Below are 21601 nucleotides of genomic sequence, written 5' to 3'. Positions count from 1 at the left end.
TTAAAGTGAAAGGATACTTTTTGGATACAGTTTTAAAAAGTCCATCACCATTGGCATCAATACTTGTCGTGACAGTGCTTTAGGGGCAGCAATACGTAGCGATCCTGTAATGTCAGTTTCATTAGATTGCGCCGCTGAAACAGCCATTTTAGCAGAGGCTAGCATGTCTCGACATTGTATAAAGACTTGCTCACCTGTAGGGGTTAAACGCATTTTTCTGGTAGTTCTTTCTAGCAATTTTTCTTCAATAGCGAGTTCTAAACGCGCCACACTGCGGCTGATTGATGAGGGTGAAACGCCAATTGCTTGAGCCGCTTGAGATAAGCTACCAGACTCCACTACTTTGACAAAAATAGCCATTTCAGAAAGCAGAGGAATCAATTTATTAATGTCCACAGCGCAAATATCCTTTCCATTTATTAGTATTGTTTCATCTAAGTTAATTATTAATACTCTGCTTGTCAAAATCATTATTAGAAAGAGTCGTTATGAACACACTAAACAGTACAGCAAGCAACGCGGTAGAGAAGCGTTCAGGTTTCATTTTCATTTTCACCGAGTATTTGCCTAAATTTCCATTAACTGAAATGTTGTTACTATTGGTCGCTATTTTTTGGGGAACAAGTTATGGGTTAACCAAAGAGGCGCTTATCTTTACTGGCGTATTGTTGTTCATTGCCATTCGTTTCTCGTTGACCAGTTTATGTATGGCACCGGTTGTGTTTAAAGAGTGCCGAGCTGGTAACAATAAAGATTGGAAAGTGGCAATTCCAAGCGGCCTAATTTTGTCTGCTATTTTCTTATTTGAAGTTTATGGTATTTCGCAAACATCAGCCTCTAACGCGGCTTTTTTAATTAGTTTATCGGTCATTTTAACGGCTTTTTTTGAGCCTTTAATTAACCGTTCTAAGATCTCACCTTCATTAATTTGGTTGGCCCTCTGCTCTATTGTAGGCGTTTATTGTTTAACTCACTCTGGCTCTGCAACAATAACGCTCAACACAGGTGATTATTTCATTTTATGTGCAGCTATCTTGCGTGCTGTGATGGTCACTGTGACTAAGCGATTATCTGAAGGTAAAGATATTACTACCTCTACGCTGACTGCTATTCAGTCATTTATTGTTGCGATCAGTGCGCTTGTCTTATGCTTTTTAACACAGCCCCTTGCTCATATTCACTTGCCCACTGCCATGTCATTTTGGTTAACTATGGCTTACCTTGTGTTGTGTTGTACTTTATTTGCTTTTTGTATTCAAAACTACGCAATCAGAAAGATATCGCCTACTAAAGTATCTTTGTTGATGGGTAGCGAACCGTTATTCGGGGCTTTATTTGCAGTAGTTTGGTTGAATGAGTCATTTACTGTGTTGCAGATGATTGGCGGCGGGTTAATCCTTGCCAGTGTGTTGGTGACTTCAATGAGAGCAAATAAATAGCGGTAGGTACGACATAATCATTAACACTATAGAGGCTATGTCATTACAAAGCAGTGTTAAAAAATGGTCGTACTTATCGGTTAACCAATGCCTTGGTTAGTTAGATTAGATAAGTACGATAAGCTGATGGTAGTAAGCACTTTAATTAATGGATGCCGTCAATGCTTTATCTATATTTTGTTGCTCAATGATTTTATCTGTATTGAGTTGCTCATTGGCAAATCTAGGACCGCCACCGCCACCTGGACCACCGTGAAATAAAGGAGCACAAGCTGACATCCCTACTGTAGTCAACAGCGTGACACTTAACACTAGTAATTTTGAATGCTTCATAAAAAACCCCGTTATAAAAATCAGATCACTTTCGCGTAACGTTTTAAGTGATGTCGAATAGACTAGATTATCTATTTAATTGGTATAATACGCCTGCTTTTTACATCTATCAACACAGAGGTAGTTTGATAATTCAACAAATTAAAGACAAAAAAATCCGTGTTTGCTAAAAACAAACACGGACTCTTTAAAGCAGATAATTAACTATTATGCGTACACTGGATGTGCGCCACAGAATTTAGCTACTTTCACTTTTACTGCTTCGATAGTAGCAGCTAGTTTTTCTTCGTCTTTGATTGCATCAAGTACGTCACAAATCCAACCAGCTAGTTCAGTTGCATCTTCAGTGTTCGCACCACGACGAGTGAACGCAGGTGTACCAATACGTAGACCAGATGTAACAAATGGAGAACGTGGATCATTTGGTACAGAGTTCATGTTCACAGTGATGTGAGCAAGACCTAATGCAGCATCAGCTTCTTTACCTGTGATGTCTTGAGCAATCAAGTCAACGAGGAAAAGGTGGTTTTCAGTTCCGTTAGATACGATTTTGTAACCGCGATCTTGGAATACTTTAACCATTGCTTTAGCGTTTGCTAATACAGACTCTTGGTATGCTTTAAATGCTGGCTCAGCACATTCTTTGAATGCAACCGCTTTAGCAGCGATAACGTGCATTAATGGACCACCTTGGCCGCCTGGGAACACAGCTGAGTTTAATTTTTTCTCAATTGCTTCGTTAGCTTTAGCAAGGATAAGACCACCACGAGGACCGCCTAATGTTTTGTGTGTTGTTGTTGTTACAACGTCAGCAAATGGTACTGGGTTAGGGTAAAGACCCGCTGCCACTAGACCAGCAACGTGTGCCATATCAACGAAAAGGTAAGCACCTACTTTGTCAGCGATTTCACGGAATTTAGCCCAATCTACGATACCTGAGTATGCAGAGAAACCAGCAACGATCATTTTTGGTTTGTGTTCAACAGCTAGACGCTCAACTTCAGCGTAATCCAGTACACCTGTATCTGGGTTGATACCGTATTGAACAGCGTTGTAAACTTTACCGGAGAAGCTAACAGATGCACCGTGTGTTAAGTGACCACCGTGAGCAAGGCTCATACCTAAAACAGTATCGCCAGGTGTACATAATGCAGCGTAAACCGCACTGTTTGCTTGAGAACCAGCGTGTGGTTGTACGTTTGCGTAATCAGCACCAAATAAAGATTTAGCACGTTCGATTGCTAGAGATTCAGCAACATCAACGTACTCACAACCGCCGTAGTAACGCTTACCTGGGTAACCTTCAGCATATTTGTTTGTTAATTGACTACCTTGCGCTTCCATCACGCGTGGACTTGTGTAGTTCTCTGACGCAATCAGCTCAATGTGATCTTCTTGGCGTTGAACTTCATCCGTCATTGATTTCCATAATTCTGGATCGTAATCAGCAATATTCATATCTCGGTTAAACATGTGCATCTCCTGGTAGGAATTTAAAGTATAAGTCAATTTATGGTGCGCATTTTACGCAAACTTTACGCTATTGCATAGAGCAATGACGTGAAATATATCGTTACTCAACGTGAAGATTGGTAATAATTAAAAGCAAATGCTTGGTTATTGATAAAAGGGTTAATAACCAAGCAGTTTTTAGCAGGATATAAAGGATTATACGATGCGTTCAGGAACGGGATCATGTGCAGGCGTGATTACAATAGCTATCGATTTTGAATTTGGCGTGAAGGTATAATCACCATGGTTAGCCAATGCCACTAGTGGATTGGTTTCAGGATAGTAAGCCGCAGCATTACCCATTGGAATATCGTATGCTAATACCGTAAAGTTAGTCACTTTCCTGACTACTTCATCGCCCCATAATGCTTCAATATCCACTTTGTCACCTGAAGTTAATCCAATCGCACTAATATCTTTTTCATTTAATAAGATAATATGACGGTCACCACTTAAACCTCGGTACCTGTCACTAAAGCCATAAATAGTGGTGTTGTATTGGTCGTGTGAGCGAAGCGTCTGTAAAACAAATACGGGGTTTTTACTCAGTGCGCGTTGAGAGGCTGACACGATTGCTTCAGGCAAAGGCGCACGATGGAATTGTGCTTTTTGATCACTGGTATTCCATTTGTATTCCGCCGCTGAGTTACCTAAATAAAAACCACCTGGATTTGCAAGTCGTTTGTTCATATCAGTAAAACCAGGAATAGTTTGACTGATTAAATCACGAATACGATCATAATCTTCTATTAACGCTAACCAATCAACAGGTTCATTGCCCAATGTAGCATGAGCAATACCAGCAATAATTGCAGGCTCTGAACGCATCTTTCTGATATCACTTTTCACCACACCTTGAGAGGCGTGAACCATTGAGAATGAATCTTCTACTGTGATTTTTTGCGGCTTACCCTGTTGTAAATCGATATCTGTTCGACCTAAGCAAGGAAGGATTAGCGCATCTTTACCTGGATATAAATGTGTTCGATTTAATTTAGTCGCGATATTAACAGTCAAATTACAACGACTCATGGCTTGTCTAGTAACCTCTGTATCTGGCATCGCTGCAGCGAAGTTACCACCTAAACCAATAAACACTTTACTGTCACCACGTAACATCGCTTCTACCGCTTGTACGGCATTATGGCCATGCGCTTGTGGTGGCTTGAAGTTAAAGGCTTTTTCTATGTTGTCTAATAATGCTTGTGGTGGTTTTTCATCAATGCCCATGGTGCGATCACCCTGTACATTTGAATGGCCACGGACAGGACATAACCCCGCCCCTTTTTTGCCAATATGACCAAATAATAACTGCAAATTAGCCAGTTCATTAACGGTTGCCACAGAATGCTTGTGTTGGGTAATCCCCATTGCCCAGGTAATAATCACGCGTTTAGCATCTTGAAAAACCGTCGCCGCTGATTTTATTTGATTTTTAGATAAACCAGATTGCTCGGTAATTAATGACCAAGGTGTTGCTTTAACCTCTGCTAAGTATGCTTCTAAACCGCTGGTGTGTTTTTCAATGAATTTTAAATTAAACACACGGTCACCATTTTCAAGGGCTTGTTCATGGCGTTTTAATAAGACTTTAACCATACCGCGTACTGCGGCCATATCACCACCTAAATTAGGTGAGAAATATTGGCTAGTTAGTTTAGTTGAACTACCAAACATCATATCTACTGGAGACTGTGGGTTCGCGAATCGTTCTAAACCACGCTCTTTTAATGTATTAAAGGTGACAATATTAGCGCCACGATGTGCAGCATGATTTAACGTATGCAGCATACGAGGGTGATTTGTACCAGGATTTTGTCCAAATACAAAAATAGCATCGGCATGTTCAAAGTCGTCTAAAGTAACCGTGCCTTTACCAATCCCAATGGCTTGTTTAAGCCCTATACCGCTTGCCTCATGGCACATATTTGAGCAGTCAGGGAAATTGTTGGTACCGAATTTTCTTACAAATAGCTGGTATAAAAATGCAGCTTCATTACTTGCTCGCCCCGAAGTATAGAACTCAGCTTGATTAGGGCTTTCCAAACCATTTAAGTGTTTAGCGATTAACTCAAAGGCCCCTTCCCAACTTATTTCTGTGTATTTATCGGTTTCTGCATCGTACATTAAAGGTACTGACAAACGACCTTGGTCTTCTAAGAAGTAATCTGTTTGAGTACGCAGCGCAGTCACTGAATATTGCTCAAAAAACACTGGTGTTAAGCGACGAGATGTGGCTTCCCAGTTCACTGCTTTTGCACCATTTTCGCAAAATTTAAAGCGGTCTTTTTTACCTTCTTCACCCCAAGCACAACCCGGGCAGTCGAAACCATGGTCTTGATTGGTCTTTAATAAATTTAATACATTTTTTGCAACATTTTCACTGTGTAATAAATGTTTACCGGTACTAACAAGTGAACCCCAACCACCAGCGGCACCTTTATATTTTTTAACGGTCATGATTGCCTACCTATTGTTTTAATGAGTCTTTTTTTAAACGAAAATCACCATGGTAGACGTTGCAAGTATGATCCCTCACAAACCCTATTAAGGTGATATTAAATTGTTTTGCAACGGCTACCGCTAAACTCGAGGGTGCGCCAATCGCCACTACCACAGCCATTTTAGCGGCAACCGCTTTTTGCATTAATTCGAAACTAACTCGTCCGCTGAGCATTAATATATTTTGCTTACTTAATAAGTCTTTGGTGACCAACTCGCCAATTACCTTATCCACGGCATTATGACGCCCAACATCTTCATGCACTGCTAAACATTCGTTTAACGTAAAGACGCCCGCGCTATGTACGCCACCCGTTACTGAAAATAATGTTTGCTGTTCTCTTAACTGAGAGGAGAAAGTCAGTACTTTTTGAATCGGCAACCATTCAGGCGTTTGGTCAATATTCAGGTCAAAAGTATGCGCTAACTTTTTTACATCGTTGGCACCACAAATGCCGCAACCAGAATGGCTAACAAATTGTCGTGTTAATGATGACCAATCTAGCTCTACATCATCATCTAAAAGGACATCACATTGATTAAACTCTTCGTTTTCAATAGCTTTTATCTGTTTTTTGTCTTGAATAATTGCATAGGAAAGTAGTAACCCTGTCACCAGTAAGGCATCTTGCCCAGGTGTTCTCATGGTTACCATAAATGTTTTTTCTAATGGTTGTTGAGTTTCTTTACACGTCCAATGTAATACGATGTTTAACGGCTCTTCACTGATCACGACATCTTCACTCAAGCACACATCAATATCTCCCTCGGGCATTAATCGATAACGTTGTCGATTAACATACTGATAGGACTTTGTACTCATTACTAACCCTTGATACTTTGATTTTTTAAGAAGAAGATTCAGGCTGATACTGGTGATTTACAACCAGTAGGAGGATGATTCATGGTATTCTGCTTTATAACATATTATTCACAATTTTTTTAGGGGTTATGAAGAATTTTATTAAAAATAATGATTGAAATTAATCAACAGCCCTCGCAATCTATTTTTACAGAAGATTGTCTGACCCCCATCAAAATATGCAGCCGATATTGAGTATCAAAGATGTGAAAGCATCTGCATGTCTGGTTAACAAAAGGACTTTGAATTTATGTAAAAGTACATACAAATTTTATAATGTTTTCTTGGAGCTGGTAAAAAACTAATAGAATTAAATAACCTTGATTTTCTATCAATATCTATTGCCTCAGTCGAATACCTTCCAAAAATAAACAAAAATAAAGTCTACATTTATATGCCATGAGAGAAAATCATAACTGCCAATTACTTACACTATCAATCGATAATTATTATCTGTATTCAATTTCTAAATAAGTGTTATTTTTCTTTTTCTATTCCAATGCTTGTCTCTTTTCGCATTTTTGCTCACCTAGGCCATACCACTCTGTTGCTTGTTGTTCGGTAGATACTTACAATAGCTGACAATTATTTTATTCATTATAAAGGATTCCCCATGGCTCAAGCATTGCCTGATAAGTTCATTTATTCTATGTCGCGCGTTTCTAAGGTAGTTCCACCTAAGCGTACGATTTTAAAAGATATTTCATTAAGCTTTTTCCCTGGCGCTAAAATTGGTGTACTTGGTCTAAATGGTGCTGGTAAATCTACCTTATTACGCATTATGGCGGGTATTGATCAAGAATTTGAAGGTGAAGCGCGTGCATTAACAGGCACTAAAATCGGTTACTTACCGCAAGAGCCTGTATTAGACCTTGAAAAGAATGTGCGTGAAGTTGTTGAAGAAGCGGTTGCTGAAGTTAAATCAGCATTAACTGAGTTAGATGCGGTTTACGCTGCTTACGCTGAAGAAGATGCAGATTTTGATGCACTAGCAAAACGCCAGGGTCAATTAGAAGATATTATCCAAGCCCATGATGGACATAACCTTGATAACCAACTAGAGCGTGCAGCTGATGCACTGCGCCTTCCAGCTTGGGATCAACCTGTAAAAGTATTGTCTGGTGGTGAACGTCGTCGTGTTGCGTTATGTCGTCTACTGCTTGAAAAACCAGATATGTTATTACTCGACGAACCGACTAACCACTTGGATGCTGAATCTGTGGCTTGGTTAGAGCGCTTCTTACATGACTATGAAGGCACTGTTGTGGCGATCACCCATGACCGTTACTTCTTAGATAATGTAGCAGGTTGGATCTTAGAGTTAGACCGTGGTTACGGTATTCCATGGGAAGGTAACTACTCTTCTTGGTTGGAGCAAAAAGATGAGCGCTTAAAACAAGAAGCATCACAAGAGAAAGCACGCCAACGTCAAATTGAACAAGAGCTTGAATGGGTTCGTTCAAACGCTAAAGGTCGTCAATCTAAGAGTAAGGCACGTTTATCTCGCTTTGAAGAACTTAATAATCAAGACTTCCAAAAACGTAACGAAACAAACGAGCTATTCATTCCAACGGGTCAGCGTTTAGGTGATCAAGTCATTGATGTTAATAACTTAACTAAATCATTTGATGGTCGTGTATTAATTGACGATTTAAGCTTCAGTATCCCTAAAGGCGCGATTGTCGGTATTATCGGTGCCAATGGTGCAGGTAAATCAACGTTATTTAAAATGTTAGGTGGCACAGAACAACCTGACTCAGGTGAAATTATTGTTGGTGAATCAGTTAAGATGGCGAGTGTTGATCAGTTCCGTGATCACATGGATGACAAGTTAACTGTATTTGAAGAAGTGTCTGGCGGCAGTGATATTATCCGGTAGGTAACATTGAAATCCCAAGCCGTGCTTACCTAGGTCGTTTCAACTTTAAAGGTTCTGACCAATCTAAGATTGTTGGTGATTTATCTGGTGGTGAGCGTGGTCGTTTACACTTAGCTAAACTGCTTAAATCTGGCGGTAACCTATTACTTCTGGATGAGCCGACCAATGACTTAGATATTGAAACCTTACGTGCACTTGAAGATGCGCTACTAGGCTTTGCGGGTTGTGCTATGGTTATTTCGCATGACCGCTGGTTCTTAGACCGTATTGCAACACACATCATCGATTACCGAGATGAAGGCCAAGTTAACTTCTACGAAGGTAACTACACGGATTACGAAGCATGGTTGAAGAAAACCTTAGGTGCAGCTGCAGTTGAACCAACGCGTGTGAAGTACAAACGTATTAGTTAAACTAAAAATAATAAGCGTAAAACAAAAAAACCATTCAAATTGAATGGTTTTTTTATGCGTTAAGTTTTATTTACTTAAAGATTAGCTGACCTTTTTACGACGGCTAATAGAAAAGCCCAGTACCGCTAAAGCAAAAAGCCCCAACATAGCAGGTGCAGGGACTGCAACTGGAGCGGACACTGAAAAGTTATTTACAATTAATTTCGACTTTTCTAAATTATCATTAACGTTGAACACCCCTACCGTATAGGTTAATAGACCTGACTCAGTAGCAGTCCATTCGAAAGACCCCGTTGTCCAGTCTGGTGTTGATGTATCGGCAATCCAACTAAGATCACCTAGACTTAAGTTAACAAATGCAAAATCATTAAAGTATGAATTTGAATTTTCAGCGCTGTACCACAACCAATCAAATGAAAATACTGAGCCTGTATCAACGGTTACACTATTTTGATACGCAGATCCAGATTTGGCATTACCCGTTGAAATATTATCAAAAGCATTTTTATCTACGCCTGCAAAAGCACTCACTTTACTATCGCTCTTACCATTAGTAGAGTAGAATCAGTGTGTAATCTTGAAATGTTTGTACATTACCGATGCTGTTAACACTAGAGGTATACTGGCCACTTGTACTATGGTTAATCACTGTTGCTTGTGTCGCCATTGAAAATAATAACGGCACTAATATTGAGATGATTTTTCTCATGAATCTATTCCTGTAAAAATTAAATTAGGCAAAAATACCTATAAAGAAGCATGTTAAGCACTAATCATACCAAAACTAAAAAACATTGATTATAAAGGAATAAAATAATTATAGAAAAATAAAACTAACAAAGTATTAATAAAACTGACACCTTACAGTGTATGTGGGTGAGAGAAGTTTGAAATTGAAGAGAAAAAGAGTTGAATAGACGAATGCCCTACAATCCTGATCCTCTATTAATGTCTTTTAACACGCTAACTGTAAATACGTTACTGGGCTGCTTTTTTCTCTTTTTCCAGCTTTTCTTGTTTTTCCAGCAAAGGTTCAAAACGCTTATCGGTTAATGTTTTCATAAAAGCTATCAATGCATCAATCTTACGGTCCGTCATTGCTTGGGCTTTTAGGTCTTCAACATCGATTGTGTTAGGGACTTCAGCTGTACGCCAAGGTTTACCTGTTTCAGGATTAATCGTACGTTTGGGGTTATTGTAATGATCATAAAACTCCATCACAGTGCGTAGATCTTTGAATACACCATTATGCATATAAGGGGCTGTAACTGCGACATTACGTAATGATGGATTTTTAAATTTACCATCGTATTTAGGATCGTCTACCGCAGGGTTTTCTAATAAACCATGGTCAATAAAGTCATCTTGTACGTGGCCTAACGCGATCAATTGAGCATTCGAAGGAACACCAATGTTACGGTATTGATGGTTAGTAAACGGTTCTTTTTCACTATCTTCTGTTTTCAACATGTGACAACTATTGCAGCTCACATTGTTATTAGAGAAGAATAAAGTACGACCTAAATCTTCCAACACTGTTAGCTCATACTCGCCTTTTAAGAATCGGTCATACTTACTGTCATAAGTTGCAAACTCATCAGTTTGTTCAAATGCTTGAATAGCACGAGCAAAACCATTGAAAGCAGGTAAAACACCATCTTTTTTAGCTTGCTGCTCAAAGACTGTTTCACCATAAATACGTTTAAAGTTATCAATGTAAAATGGATTTTCTTGGATGCGCTGCACTACCGTTTCAGCATCAGGAAAACCCATTTCAACAGGGTTTAATGGCGGTCCCATTGCTTGGTCAGCTAAGGTATTAGCACGACCATCCCAGAACTGCCCACCAACATACTCATTTAACTCTTCATTGAAATGAAATGAAGGCGATGTATTCGCATATGCTGCCATTGGCGTATTGCGCGTCCCAAGAGATTTACTATCATCGCCCAGTGACACCATAGTAAGCCCTATGTTTTCACGATGATCACTAAAACTCGTTGAAGGCTCATGACAGGTTGCACATGACATAGTTCTATTCACAGAGAAACTTGGGTCAAGAAACAAAATCTTCCCTAGTTGCGCTTCTGTCAATTGAGCTGCATTCGCCTGATAGCTGGTAAGCCCGATTAATAATATATAAAGAAATTTTTTCACTTTAGTGTCCGTTTAATACTTGTCATTACATTAAAAAAAGGCCGAATCATAATTTTGACAACACTATCAAAATCTTGTCTTCTGCCTTCCCCTAAACCAAATTTTTGTATAGTAGCTGCATCCTTGGTTAGCCTTAAAGATCCAAATAACCAATCCCATAAAGCTAATACACTACCGTAGTTTTTTCGCATACTTTCTTGTTGATGATGCACTTGATGCTGTGCTGGCGAGATCAATAATCTCTCTAGCCAACGCCCATAGCTTAAACGAATATGACTGTGTCTTAAGTTCCCAGTAAATGAGAATAATGCGACCACAAATAGGTTGCCACCTAACACAGTATATAAATCAACGCGCGCACCAAAACAAAAGATGAAAACACCTGTCACTACACCTGCCACAATGGCGTTACGTAGTGCGAATAGTAATATCTCCACTGGGTGTAAACGATAGAAGGTTAACGGGTTTAATGACTCTGCACTATGATGTACCTCATGAAACTTCCACAACCAACGATTCGTGTGCATTAATCTATGTAACCAATATCGACTTAAATCCCCAAGCACAAATAAACACAGGGTATAAGAAAAAACGATATCGCGATAATACCAAGATAAGAACAGTGGTTCATAGTTTGAGTTTAAATAGTTTAATACCCACAGAGCCACTGTTTGCCCTGATAAAAACAGTGGAATGATCAGCAGCTTTTTTAACAGCCAGTTGACCAAAAAATAGCGATAGTCGAGCTTCGCATCAGCATTCAACCAATACGCTTTCATGTTGGCGACAGAAAGCTTACGCCCTTGCCACACATACCACACTGTCGCTATTACCGCGCTGGTAATTAGGTACCCCCAAAATATACGTTGGCTACCGTTAAGAAACAGCGCTAATGGAGAATCAATCGCCATCGGCATCGATTAAGTTCGCTGATACACCAATACGGCTTACTAACTCTCTGTAAAAGGCTTTTTGTACATCCAATAGACCTTGAAAGAGTGGGATCATGTCATTCAGGTTAAAGTTATGGTCTGCCGGTGTATTATTATACGCTTCAACTGATGCAGTCAGTGCATTTTGTACTGCTTTAATCCCTTCGCTACCATGTTTTTCGTAAGCAATAGTCGCTACGTTAGGCTGTTTATCTTCACTTAATAGTTGTTGGTTGGTTTCTAAAACACCACCAATAAATGCCCATGATGCTTCACTGTATGGAAACTGCTGTAGTTCAGGCTTCGTTACTCCTAAGTTAGCTTTAGTTAAACCACTCACTTGCGCAATACGCCAATCACGGGTTTTGTAAATGTGTTCGATTTGTGCATTAACCACTAATGACAACCCTTTGTCTACATCAAACAAAAATGCATCACGGTTTGCTTTATAACCATCGCTGATTTGTGTGAATCGTTTACATACGTTAGCCACCATCACTTCAGCAAAGGCTTTTCTTCTCTCGGTCCATTCACCTGTAAACATCACAGAGTCGATCGCAGTCATGGTTTTATAAGAGTTTTTATATAATGCAGAAGCTGGTTTTGAGTCACGACCAATTAAACGTTCAAGGCTGGCATGGATATCCTCATTGCCACTGTGGAAGAAATCCACCATCAACGGGTAGTCCATCGCATTCATGTCGTAACCACCTAGGATGTAACTAGCTTGTACTTGTCCCCACCCTTTTGCCAGTTGTTCAAAGGCTTGATGGCGTACTTCACCTGAATCACTGTCTAACGCACCTTGTAAATCTGCACAATATTGCACTGCATTATCAGCGTTTTGCTGCAGCACATTATCATAAATTGAGGCATAAGGGTCTTTTTGCACAGCATGACTTAACATCGGTGTGCTAAGTAAACAAATCAGTGACAAGTGTTTCATAGTTTTCATAATTGCTCCAGAAAGTGTAGCAAGGCCAAGCGTTGATCTTGGTCTAATTTAATAAATGTTGATTTAGCCGTTTCTGCTTCACCACCATGCCAAAGAATGGCTTGTTCCGGTGTTGCTGCGCGAGCATCATGTAAAAAACGATGTTTCCCTCTAACTCTTGCGCCAACACCCCATAATGGCGCTGTTCGGAATTCGCGCTCACTGGCTAAGAATTCAGGGCGTCCATCTTGTAATGCATCCCCCATATCGTGCAGTAATAAATCACTATAAGGATGGAATTCGACACCTTCGCTAGTGCTCATGCTTGCCCTATGACAAGCGACACAGCCAGTTTCTTCAAATAGTTTTTTACCTTGTTGTGCTTGTTTATCTAAGCGCACTGTTTGTGGCGCCTTATGATCACGAATAAACGCACTGATTGCTTTTAAGCGCAACATAGGTAAATCTAAACTACCAAGCGGCGTATTATCCCCTTTAGGCGCAGCTAAACAATCTTTTTGTGCAGGTTGGCAACGTTCTTCGGTGAAAAAGGGATTTGTTAAGCCTAAATCATGGGCAGCGGCGTTGGCGGTTTGGTTTTCAATGTCCGCTGCGCTGCTTTTCCAATTAAGACGCCCCAGTATTTTTTCACCTTGATCCGGCGAGTTTAACCAGTTAGCTCGGCCACTGATGCCATCGCCATTTTTATCATCGGGATCTTCCCAAGCCAAAATATCTTCAGTAGAGACTTGTTCGATTAATCTTAAACCCGCTAATGTAGGAGGCTGTCGCAAAGAGATGGTTGTCTCTTCGGCTAATGGCCCATAACCGAGTTTATCTAAATAAGGGATAAATTTTGTTAAGGTAAGCGATTGACCATCCGGGTACGTAAAAGGGATCGACTCAATCTTCAAACGTGTTTGAGCTTCTGGTTTAACTTTACCATTACCTCTAATCGATATTTGCGTTCCGTAAACAGGATCGGGCACATTGTCGTGCATGGGGGTATCGATATTATGTATTAACCAACGGCTCGTGTGTTTGCTCGGTTGTGTTAATTTAAAGACTAATGCTCTTAAGGGTTGGTTTTTACTGCTAAGTGTCGGTGCACTACCGTTATCTTCGTGACAACTAACACAGGTATTAGAACTAAAATGCGGACCTAAACCATCACGTGCGGTGGTCGCACTTGGCGCTTCGACCCAAGGAATGGAAAAGAATGAACGACCTAGTATGTATTGATCAAAGGCTTCATCATCCATTTTAATGGGGTGTGAAAAAGGCTTACTGCCTTTGGCATTAGTAAACTCATCTGCATTAAACTGGCTGTTTTCAGCATAGCTAATATTACTTAACCCCAAAAACAAAAAAACGCCGCAAAGCATATGCTTCGAGACCTGGTAATAATTATTTTTCATAAATCACTTTCAAAATGAATGGTGTGCCTTTAGTTAAACAGATAACGCAAAACGCCACCGACCGAATACGGTAAGTGGCGTTTGTTATTTCATTGCTGTATTACAGCGAAATAAGGACTTACAGCTGAGTTTCTTCAGCATCCGTTACATCACTTGTCGTCAGTGAAATACCGTAAGCTTTAGATACTACAACCATTTGGTCGCCTAAACGACGTAATTGGTTTTTAAGCGTTACGATGTTTTGTACACTTTCTTCGTTTTCTGGATGAATTTGGTAATCAAAGTGCATAGTAGTTGTTGCTAACGTATTGATTGTATCGATACGTGTTTCGATATCAGTCATTAAATCAGTAATAACAGCTTGCTCTGCATCAGAAAGTTGATCAATAAATGCAGGACCTACTTTTTGACCTTTATATTCACCTAGTAATACGTTTTTGATACCTTGGTAGTTTTGCGCGATATCACGGTGAGTGTTATCAGAGAAACATGAGTGCTCATCTTCTTCACTTGGCGTTAGTACTGCAACAGCAATACGTTCATTCGCTAGTTCTGATTTAGAGAATACACCAACACCAGCAAAGATTTGCTTAAGAGCCGTTGTTAGTTCAATGTTTTTAGACGCTTGGTCACCCGTTAGTTGCTCTAATAAAGCAGCACGGTAAAGACCATCGTTACCACTTACTTGCACATCCCAAGCACTTGCAACTACTTCTAGATCTTCAACCATTTTTTCAGCTACTGCGTCAAGGTAAGCAAGACGACGTTCAGCTAGTTTATCAGTGGTGAAGTCAGTTAATGGACGTTGGCCAGCAGTCATTGCACCGTGAGTGATCGTATCTTCAATCATGTTGTTGTAGTCTTGATCTTGACCCCAAAGCATGAATTCAATGGCATGGTAACCAGCTGCTACGTTTGCGTCGCCGCCGTTAGTGTTTAATTCACCTAATACTTCAGGTGTTAATGAAGAAACGTCAACTGCCGTTACATCTTCACCGCCTGGTGTAAATGTACCTTTAGTGTCGATGATGTTACCGCTTGTACGCTCGTTATTTGCGTTCATAGTGTAATCGATCATGTTTTCATCTAGTGGCCAAGAGTTTAACTCACCTTCACGTGCGCCGTAAGCGTCAGCGATCCAACCGTCTTCAGCATCGATAGGACCGTTAGATAGGCGGAAGATTTCTGTTGTACCGTAGCTTTCACGAGATACTAACCATGCATCTTTAGCTGCTTTTAATGTCGCTTCAGTTGGCGCCGCTACAAAAGCACTGATTGCTACTTGTAACAATTTTGCATCTTTAACAGCATCAGTGTAGTTAGCTGTTGCAATGTTTGCATAAGTTGTTAGTGCTGCAAATTGACTGCTTTCTGCTAAACCAGTTGCTGCAACTACTTCACTTTTAACTGCTTCCACTGCGGTTGTTTCATTTTGTGCTACAGGCTTTTCTGCTTCAGTGTTACATGCTGAAACTAATAGTGCGCCTGCAATCACAGTGCTTAACATTGTCTTTTTCACTTTTTTACTCCTGGTTTTACGTTTAAAACGTTAAGAGCTTTATTATCTATAAAGCTCAAGTTGATAATTGCTTCCTGCAACTCTGTAAATTGTGTTCTGCAATTTATTATTAAATTTTCTACTATCTGTTACTGGTTAAGCGTGTTCAGCCGTTACCTGAACAACGGGAGTCGCTTTTTCACTTGCTTGCCATGTTAAGATGGCGAGTACCGCAACCCAGTAAATACCTAATACTGCAAGGTCCCAACCTATTGGCTGAGAGCGATAAGCAAACAGTGATGCTAATAAGTTACCAAATACAGAACTATCACTTAATACACTGCTCATATCCCAAACATTGCTATATAACCAAGCTGGTAAATCAGTTGCAGCAAGTGGCCCACCTAGTAATTTTTCCGAAGCTGCTAAGAACAACGCAGAGCCAAGGAATAACAACATAATTTCAGTGACTTTGAAGAACCATTTCCAAGAAATGAACTTGCCACCTAATTGCAAGGCGTAAAACAGTACCATCGCCAAGGCAAGACCAATGGCAACTGCAGAAAAGAAGCTAACGTAAGAAGCAACTGTACCCAGCTGTAATAATGAGCCATATAGGAACATCACAGTTTCAGAGCCTTCACGACCTACCGCAATCATGGCGAGGAAAAATACACCCCACCAGCTTTTTTGCCCTGTAAGCTTTTCTCTAAACCAGCTTCCAACTCTTTCTTCAATGTACGACCATGAACTCGCATCCATAGCACCATTTGTACAATCAATGCGCTAGCAAACGTTAACATGCCGATTTCAAACCAAGCACGGCTTTCACCGCCTAATAAATCTGACACACCAATTAAGGTTAATGTTAATAATGCAGCTAAACCAAAACCAGCTACTACTCCTGCCAACAACCATTTTTTACCGGTTGCTGCATCCGCTCTTCCATCCATCCAAGCATAAAGAATTCCGATCACTAAGAGTGCTTCAATGCTCTCTCTACAGACGACAAAAATTGTTTGTCCCATCTTTTAATCCCTAGCTTTAACGACTATTTTACCGTGTGTTGTTGGTGCGAAATCATCGAAGTAATCGTAACTACCCACATCAAGAGGAATAATCACTAATGTTGTTTCTGCGCCCATAAAAAGCACTTTCTCTTGGCGTAATTGGTTACTTTCAAATTCAGCAGGTTTATTACCGAGGTTACGTACTACCAGACGAAATTTGGTTTTTTCTGGTACCACTAATTTAGCTGGTGTTAAAACACCATCTTTCATTTCAACAAGGTAAGTTTTTAATTTTGTATAACGAGGGTCATTCATTTCTACACTAAAACCATCAGCATCTAGTTGTGCTGTATTTTCTGCTTCGCTAGCAAAAGCTAATGAGTTAAATGTCATGAGAGCAATAAATGAGGAAAGGAAAAAATACGGGTGAACTTCATTAATAATGTTCCAAAAAGTATTAAGTAAAAAAATTGATTGGTAAAAAACCATTATCTTACATATTATGTCAAATGATAATAATTTAGATTCGTATTGTGATTTATTTAACCAAACGATGTCAAGTAAATAGTAGTGAGCCCTTTATTTATTTATGTTTAAGCACTTATGGTTTTTTCTTTTTATTAAAAATAAGTGTGCATTTTTTTGCTCTTTAAGTGATTAAAGGCAGATACAACATCAAGTAAGATGGCGGTAGAAAAGATAAGCATAAACACGATCGTAATTAGGCTTTATATGTTTATAAATTACTTCTATTTCAATAAAATACCTCCCTTCAGTTACAAAAAAGGCCAGAAGCATAACGCGTCTGGCCTACTCTAATAATCGCTATCTATTAACAAGACAAGATTACTTTAAACGTAGTCATAAGATTAAAATGCGAAAGTAACGTTCGCAAGGAAATCTTTATCATCGTTAACACTAGCACTGATACCAAATACATCAGAAATCTGTACACCTGCATCAATTGTTGCAGTCCATTCGTTCAGATCTTCACCTTTGAAGCCGTAAGCATAAGTTGGTGTCACACCTACCCAGTACATGTGGTCAAAACGGTAACGTGTTGTTGCATCGAATTTAACGTATGTAGTATCGCTAAAATCATCGCCCCAAATAAAACCAACGCTTACTTTAGGGTGGAATCTTACTTTATCTTCCATAAATGGCAGTTTAGCGAAGAAACCAATTGAGTTGTCATTTAGGTCATCATAATCAGTATGATCGACACGCATGTCTTCACTCCAGCTGTTATCAAATGCCACACCTGAGTTAGAAGCAGAGTTTAAGATAAAGTAGTTGGTTTCGTAATGCTCTAAGTCTTCACGTGCCGCAAGTGTAAAGCTATGCTTATAAACACCACTTAAGTAGCCACCATAAGTCGCCGATAAATCAACACCTTGATTACCACCACCAATACTTGCGTGAGAATAGATAGCCGTTGGGTCACTCATATCAACCCACGTACTTGGGTCGCTTTCAGCTTCCGTTAATGGCACAGAATCAGTCACTGCAGGTGTTTCGTCAGAAAATGTAACATCCTCGTCTGCTGCGAATACCGATAAAGAAGACAGACTTAATAATGAACCAACCGAAGCGGTTAAAACACATTTTTTTAAAATCATATGATTCTCTTTTATTTCCAAATAAATAGATTAAATAAACGTTTACCGCGTTTAATTAACGTGTAACGTGAGAATAATGCATCAGCTTTTGTAATAGTTGCTTCAGTATCGGTTATTTTCTCACCATTTACCATTACCGCGCCATTATTAACAAATTCACGAGCCATTTTATTCGAGGCTGCTAACTCACAGCTTGTTAATAACTCAACAATTGAAGCACTGTCATTATCCACATCCGTCGCTGGTAAACCATCTTGTGCTAATTGCGCAAGGTCAGACTCGCTTAGATTGCTTAAGTTCCCTGAGAATAATGCTTCTGTAATACGCTCTGCCGATGCTAAGCCTTCTTCACCATGCACTAAACGGGTTACTTCACGTGCTAAAATACCTTGTCCTTGTGGACGGCCTTTAATGTTTTTGTCTGTTTCTTCAATCTCTGCAATCTCTTCCACTGTTAGGAATGTGAAGTAGCGTAGGAATTTGTAAACATCAGCATCTAGTGTAGTGATCCAGAATTGAAAGAAAGCATAAGGGGATGTTTTTGCAGGGTCTAACCAGATGGTACCTGATTCCGTTTTACCAAACTTAGTGCCATCTGCTTTGGTTACTAGTGGCATCGTTAACCCAAATACCTTCTCTTGGTTCATACGGCGCGTTAGGTCGATACCACCCGTGATGTTACCCCACTGATCAGAACCGCCGATTTGTAACGTACAGTTTTTCTCTTTATTTAAGGCTGCAAAATCATAAGACTGTAGCAGCATGTAGCTAAACTCTGTGAATGAGATACCCGCGCCTTCACGGTCAATACGTTGTTTAACAGACTCTTTTTGAATCATAGCGTTAACACTGAAGTGCTTACCTACATCACGTAAAAATGAAATACTATCCATTTTACTGATCCAATCTAGGTTATTAACCACTTCTGCTGCATTCTCTTGGTCATTAAATTCAATAAAAGCACTTACCTGCTTTTTAATTGAATCAACCCAGTTAGCAACGATATCATCACTGTTAAGTTTACGCTCAGCAGCTTTAAAGCTTGGATCGCCGATAAGACCTGTCGCGCCACCGACTAATGCCAATGGTTTATGACCTGCTTCTTGGAAACGTTTTAAAATTAATAAGGGTACTAGGCTACCAATATGTAAACTATCAGCTGTCGGATCAAAGCCACAATATAAAGTACGACTTCCACTTGATAAATGTTCATGTAACTCTTCATCAGCGGTTGTTTGAGCGATTAAGCCACGGGCTTTTAAATCTTCTATTAAGGCATTCATTTACTTTTCCTGGTTTACTAGCAATAATTGGCTAGGATTTTACACAGTTACTGACCACAAAAAAACCTTAGAGTGAAGATATTGTCAACAATATGATAGCATTGCACTTTTATTGGTATAACAAAGAGATAAACAGATGAAAATAGGCATTATTGGTGCAATGGATGAAGAAGTTAGCATCTTAAAAGCGGCGATGGAAAACGTTACTACAAGCAAAGTCGCAGGTTGCGAATTTTACCAAGGTGACCTTAACGATAAACAAGTGATTTTAACTAAATCAGGCATAGGTAAAGTTGCTGCAGCGGTTGCAACAACGCTATTACTGGATCAGTTCTCTCCAGATGTTGTGATTAACACAGGTTCAGCTGGCGGCTACGACACAGCATTAAACGTGGGCGATATTGTTATTTCAACGGAAGTAAGATTCCACGATGTAGACCTAACTGCGTTTGGTTATGAAATTGGTCAAATGGCGCAACTGCCTCCTGCTTTTGAAGCAAGCGCTTCTTTAGTGAACATTGCAGAAGATACAGCAAAAATGTTACCGGGTTTAAACATCATCAAAGGATTAATCTGTACCGGTGATATTTTTATGGCTGACCCTGTAAAAGCAGAAGTAGCACGTAACAACTTCCCAACCATGGCTGCATGTGAAATGGAAGCCGCTGCGATTGCGCAAGTTTGTTTCCAATTCTCTGTGCCGTTTGTGATTATTCGTTCTTTATCTGATATTGCTGGTAAAAAGTCAGAGCTATCATTTGATGAGTTCTTACCGGTTGCTGCAAAAAATGCTTCTGTATTAGTAGAAGCCATTGTCGATAGACTGAATTAATGCAAACCCTTTTAATGTTAATGGAACAGCACGCAGCTTTTTTCAGTTTTTTAACTGCGGCTTTGTGCTCGTTCTGTTTTTCATTACCCAAGGATCTCAATCCCCTTTCCGCTTTTGCACTGATTTTTCAACGTATTGCTATTAAAGTAAACCTGCCTGAGCGTAATGATGGTTATAAACGCCTCGCTAGCATGTTAGCTTTTTCGTTAATTTTCTTTCCTATTGTATTAATCATTAGCCAACTTTACGTGGTGGCTTTCAAGCCTTTTATCATCGATTTAGTCGCTATTTATTTGCTGTTATCTTGGCATGATAAAATGCATGTCTATAAACAGATAGACAATGATTTGCAATATGAAAGTTTAGCCACCGCTAAGTTATTATTAGATAAGCTTACACTAAGGGAAACAAAGCCTTTATCGCAGTTAGGAACACACAAAGCCGCCATTGAATCACTGGTATTGCAATTAACTAATGGTTGGTTTGCCGTGGTCTTTTGGTATTTGGCTACAGGTATATACGGCGCACTGTTTTACCAGTTAATGCATATTTGTGCCCAACAATGGAATTGCAAATTACCAAAATATAATGCGCTCGGTAAATTACCCTCTTTAATCACTAGCTTGTTACAAATTCCTGTTCATATTGTGGTTAGCTTTACCTTTGCTTTATATGACAAACCAATAAAAAACCTGTTTAAGAAATTTAAACAAGGGGCAGATTGGCATCACTTTTCATCAGGGTTGTTATTAAGCAGTTTTGGTTTGAGCACAGAAACTCAATTAGGTGGCGTGCGTTTATACGAAGCGCAAAAGGTAACTTATGCCAGTATCGGCTTTGACCAACAACCGAATGCGGAAAAAGTAAGCTTAGCGATTCAGCGAATTAGTTTAAGTGCCTGGTTTTGGTTGGTCTGCATCAGTGGTTATGAATTTCTTCCGCAGATTTTAGATTATTTTAGCCAGTAGCGAGTAAGGT

At 39.6% G+C, this 21601-nt stretch carries 18 protein-coding genes and 2 pseudogenes; 4 read left to right on the top strand and 16 right to left on the bottom strand.

The features are described from left to right. Nucleotides 1-396, bottom strand: a complete 396-nt coding sequence (locus ACLKL2_RS19570; protein WP_413692889.1) for a LysR family transcriptional regulator — start codon at nucleotides 394-396, stop codon at nucleotides 1-3. Nucleotides 397-488: 92 nt separating this feature from the next. Between ACLKL2_RS19570 and ACLKL2_RS19565 the strand changes: the two genes are divergently transcribed. Next, nucleotides 489-1439 carry a DMT family transporter gene (locus tag ACLKL2_RS19565; protein WP_413692888.1) on the top strand — a complete coding sequence of 317 codons (951 nt, stop codon included), beginning with the start codon at nucleotides 489-491 and terminating at the stop codon, nucleotides 1437-1439. A gap of 141 nt (nucleotides 1440-1580) precedes the next feature. On the opposite strand, the gene ACLKL2_RS19560 is transcribed toward ACLKL2_RS19565, so the two are convergent. From ACLKL2_RS19560 to fdhD, 4 genes are all read right to left on the bottom strand, one after another. After that, entirely contained in the window at nucleotides 1581-1772 is a 192-nt protein-coding gene (locus ACLKL2_RS19560; protein ID WP_113817903.1) for a hypothetical protein, read from the bottom strand. 207 nt (nucleotides 1773-1979) lie between these two features. Beyond that, entirely contained in the window at nucleotides 1980-3245 is a 1266-nt protein-coding gene (gene glyA / locus ACLKL2_RS19555; RefSeq protein WP_413692887.1) for a serine hydroxymethyltransferase, read from the bottom strand. 195 nt (nucleotides 3246-3440) lie between these two features. Further along, nucleotides 3441-5744, bottom strand: coding sequence for an FdhF/YdeP family oxidoreductase (locus tag ACLKL2_RS19550; protein ID WP_413692886.1), 2304 nt, complete (start codon nucleotides 5742-5744; stop codon nucleotides 3441-3443). Between the two features lie 10 nt (nucleotides 5745-5754). After that, a complete protein-coding gene (gene fdhD / locus ACLKL2_RS19545) occupies nucleotides 5755-6609 on the bottom strand; it encodes a formate dehydrogenase accessory sulfurtransferase FdhD (protein ID WP_413692885.1) in 855 nt (284 codons plus the stop codon). 652 nt (nucleotides 6610-7261) lie between these two features. Here fdhD and ettA point away from each other — a divergent pair. Next, nucleotides 7262-8940, top strand: a pseudogene (ettA, locus tag ACLKL2_RS19540) (energy-dependent translational throttle protein EttA). An 81-nt stretch (nucleotides 8941-9021) separates the two neighbouring features. Here the strand turns inward: ettA and ACLKL2_RS19535 are convergent. The 11 genes and pseudogenes from ACLKL2_RS19535 to tyrS all read right to left on the bottom strand — a co-directional run bounded on the left by ACLKL2_RS19535 (nucleotide 9022) and on the right by tyrS (nucleotide 19791). Then, nucleotides 9022-9471 carry a PEP-CTERM sorting domain-containing protein gene (locus tag ACLKL2_RS19535; protein WP_413692884.1) on the bottom strand — a complete coding sequence of 150 codons (450 nt, stop codon included), beginning with the start codon at nucleotides 9469-9471 and terminating at the stop codon, nucleotides 9022-9024. Between the two features lie 19 nt (nucleotides 9472-9490). Beyond that, nucleotides 9491-9649 (bottom strand): hypothetical protein, encoded by a 159-nt coding sequence (locus ACLKL2_RS19530; RefSeq protein WP_413692883.1) that lies wholly within the window; start codon nucleotides 9647-9649, stop codon nucleotides 9491-9493. Between the two features lie 269 nt (nucleotides 9650-9918). Next, nucleotides 9919-11097, bottom strand: a complete 1179-nt coding sequence (locus ACLKL2_RS19525; RefSeq protein ID WP_413692881.1) for a cytochrome-c peroxidase — start codon at nucleotides 11095-11097, stop codon at nucleotides 9919-9921. Beyond that, complete coding sequence (locus ACLKL2_RS19520; protein ID WP_413692880.1) at nucleotides 11094-12014, bottom strand: sterol desaturase family protein; 921 nt, start codon at nucleotides 12012-12014, stop codon at nucleotides 11094-11096. Before ACLKL2_RS19520 ends, ACLKL2_RS19525 begins: the two co-directional genes overlap by 4 nt. After that, complete coding sequence (locus ACLKL2_RS19515) at nucleotides 11998-12984, bottom strand: hypothetical protein (protein WP_113817910.1); 987 nt, start codon at nucleotides 12982-12984, stop codon at nucleotides 11998-12000. The genes ACLKL2_RS19520 and ACLKL2_RS19515 overlap by 17 nt, the downstream gene beginning before the upstream one ends. Continuing rightward, on the bottom strand, nucleotides 12981-14381 hold the full coding sequence (locus ACLKL2_RS19510) for a di-heme oxidoredictase family protein (RefSeq protein WP_413692879.1): 1401 nt from the start codon (nucleotides 14379-14381) through the stop codon (nucleotides 12981-12983). The genes ACLKL2_RS19515 and ACLKL2_RS19510 overlap by 4 nt, the downstream gene beginning before the upstream one ends. Nucleotides 14382-14499: 118 nt before the next feature. Next, the gene (locus tag ACLKL2_RS19505; RefSeq protein WP_413692878.1) at nucleotides 14500-15900 is read right to left on the bottom strand and encodes an imelysin family protein; all 1401 of its coding nucleotides are present in this window, start codon (nucleotides 15898-15900) and stop codon (nucleotides 14500-14502) included. Nucleotides 15901-16035: 135 nt separating this feature from the next. Continuing rightward, nucleotides 16036-16907: pseudogene (locus tag ACLKL2_RS19500) on the bottom strand (FTR1 family iron permease). A 3-nt stretch (nucleotides 16908-16910) separates the two neighbouring features. After that, nucleotides 16911-17282, bottom strand: a complete 372-nt coding sequence (locus tag ACLKL2_RS19495; protein WP_413692877.1) for a cupredoxin domain-containing protein — start codon at nucleotides 17280-17282, stop codon at nucleotides 16911-16913. Nucleotides 17283-17758: 476 nt separating this feature from the next. Next, nucleotides 17759-18508, bottom strand: coding sequence for a hypothetical protein (locus ACLKL2_RS19490; RefSeq protein WP_113817915.1), 750 nt, complete (start codon nucleotides 18506-18508; stop codon nucleotides 17759-17761). Between the two features lie 11 nt (nucleotides 18509-18519). Beyond that, nucleotides 18520-19791, bottom strand: a complete 1272-nt coding sequence (gene tyrS, locus ACLKL2_RS19485) for a tyrosine--tRNA ligase (protein WP_413692876.1) — start codon at nucleotides 19789-19791, stop codon at nucleotides 18520-18522. 136 nt (nucleotides 19792-19927) lie between these two features. On the opposite strand from tyrS, the gene mtnN reads away from it, so the two are divergent. After that, nucleotides 19928-20623 carry a 5'-methylthioadenosine/S-adenosylhomocysteine nucleosidase gene (gene mtnN, locus ACLKL2_RS19480; RefSeq protein ID WP_413692875.1) on the top strand — a complete coding sequence of 232 codons (696 nt, stop codon included), beginning with the start codon at nucleotides 19928-19930 and terminating at the stop codon, nucleotides 20621-20623. Continuing rightward, entirely contained in the window at nucleotides 20623-21591 is a 969-nt protein-coding gene (locus tag ACLKL2_RS19475) for a cobalamin biosynthesis protein (RefSeq protein WP_413692874.1), read from the top strand. Before mtnN ends, ACLKL2_RS19475 begins: the two co-directional genes overlap by 1 nt. The last annotated feature ends 10 nt before the right edge of the window (nucleotides 21592-21601 follow it).

Source organism: Psychromonas sp. KJ10-2, from assembly GCF_047323255.1.
In the GTDB taxonomy this organism is placed as follows: domain Bacteria; phylum Pseudomonadota; class Gammaproteobacteria; order Enterobacterales; family Psychromonadaceae; genus Psychromonas.
This window is presented reverse-complemented; position numbering and strand designations above follow the sequence as displayed.

Coding starts and splice junctions, on each gene's coding strand:
- glyA (WP_413692887.1), bottom strand. CDS start 3,245: ATGTTTAACCGAGATATGAATATTGCTGATTACGATCCAGAATTATGG.
- tyrS (WP_413692876.1), bottom strand. CDS start 19,791: ATGAATGCCTTAATAGAAGATTTAAAAGCCCGTGGCTTAATCGCTCAA.
- ACLKL2_RS19475 (WP_413692874.1), top strand. CDS start 20,623: ATGCAAACCCTTTTAATGTTAATGGAACAGCACGCAGCTTTTTTCAGT.
- ACLKL2_RS19515 (WP_113817910.1), bottom strand. CDS start 12,984: ATGAAAACTATGAAACACTTGTCACTGATTTGTTTACTTAGCACACCG.
- ACLKL2_RS19490 (WP_113817915.1), bottom strand. CDS start 18,508: ATGATTTTAAAAAAATGTGTTTTAACCGCTTCGGTTGGTTCATTATTA.
- ACLKL2_RS19530 (WP_413692883.1), bottom strand. CDS start 9,649: ATGAGAAAAATCATCTCAATATTAGTGCCGTTATTATTTTCAATGGCG.
- ACLKL2_RS19520 (WP_413692880.1), bottom strand. CDS start 12,014: ATGCCGATGGCGATTGATTCTCCATTAGCGCTGTTTCTTAACGGTAGC.
- ACLKL2_RS19565 (WP_413692888.1), top strand. CDS start 489: ATGAACACACTAAACAGTACAGCAAGCAACGCGGTAGAGAAGCGTTCA.
- ACLKL2_RS19495 (WP_413692877.1), bottom strand. CDS start 17,282: ATGACATTTAACTCATTAGCTTTTGCTAGCGAAGCAGAAAATACAGCA.
- fdhD (WP_413692885.1), bottom strand. CDS start 6,609: ATGAGTACAAAGTCCTATCAGTATGTTAATCGACAACGTTATCGATTA.
- ACLKL2_RS19550 (WP_413692886.1), bottom strand. CDS start 5,744: ATGACCGTTAAAAAATATAAAGGTGCCGCTGGTGGTTGGGGTTCACTT.
- ACLKL2_RS19510 (WP_413692879.1), bottom strand. CDS start 14,381: ATGAAAAATAATTATTACCAGGTCTCGAAGCATATGCTTTGCGGCGTT.
- mtnN (WP_413692875.1), top strand. CDS start 19,928: ATGAAAATAGGCATTATTGGTGCAATGGATGAAGAAGTTAGCATCTTA.
- ACLKL2_RS19560 (WP_113817903.1), bottom strand. CDS start 1,772: ATGAAGCATTCAAAATTACTAGTGTTAAGTGTCACGCTGTTGACTACA.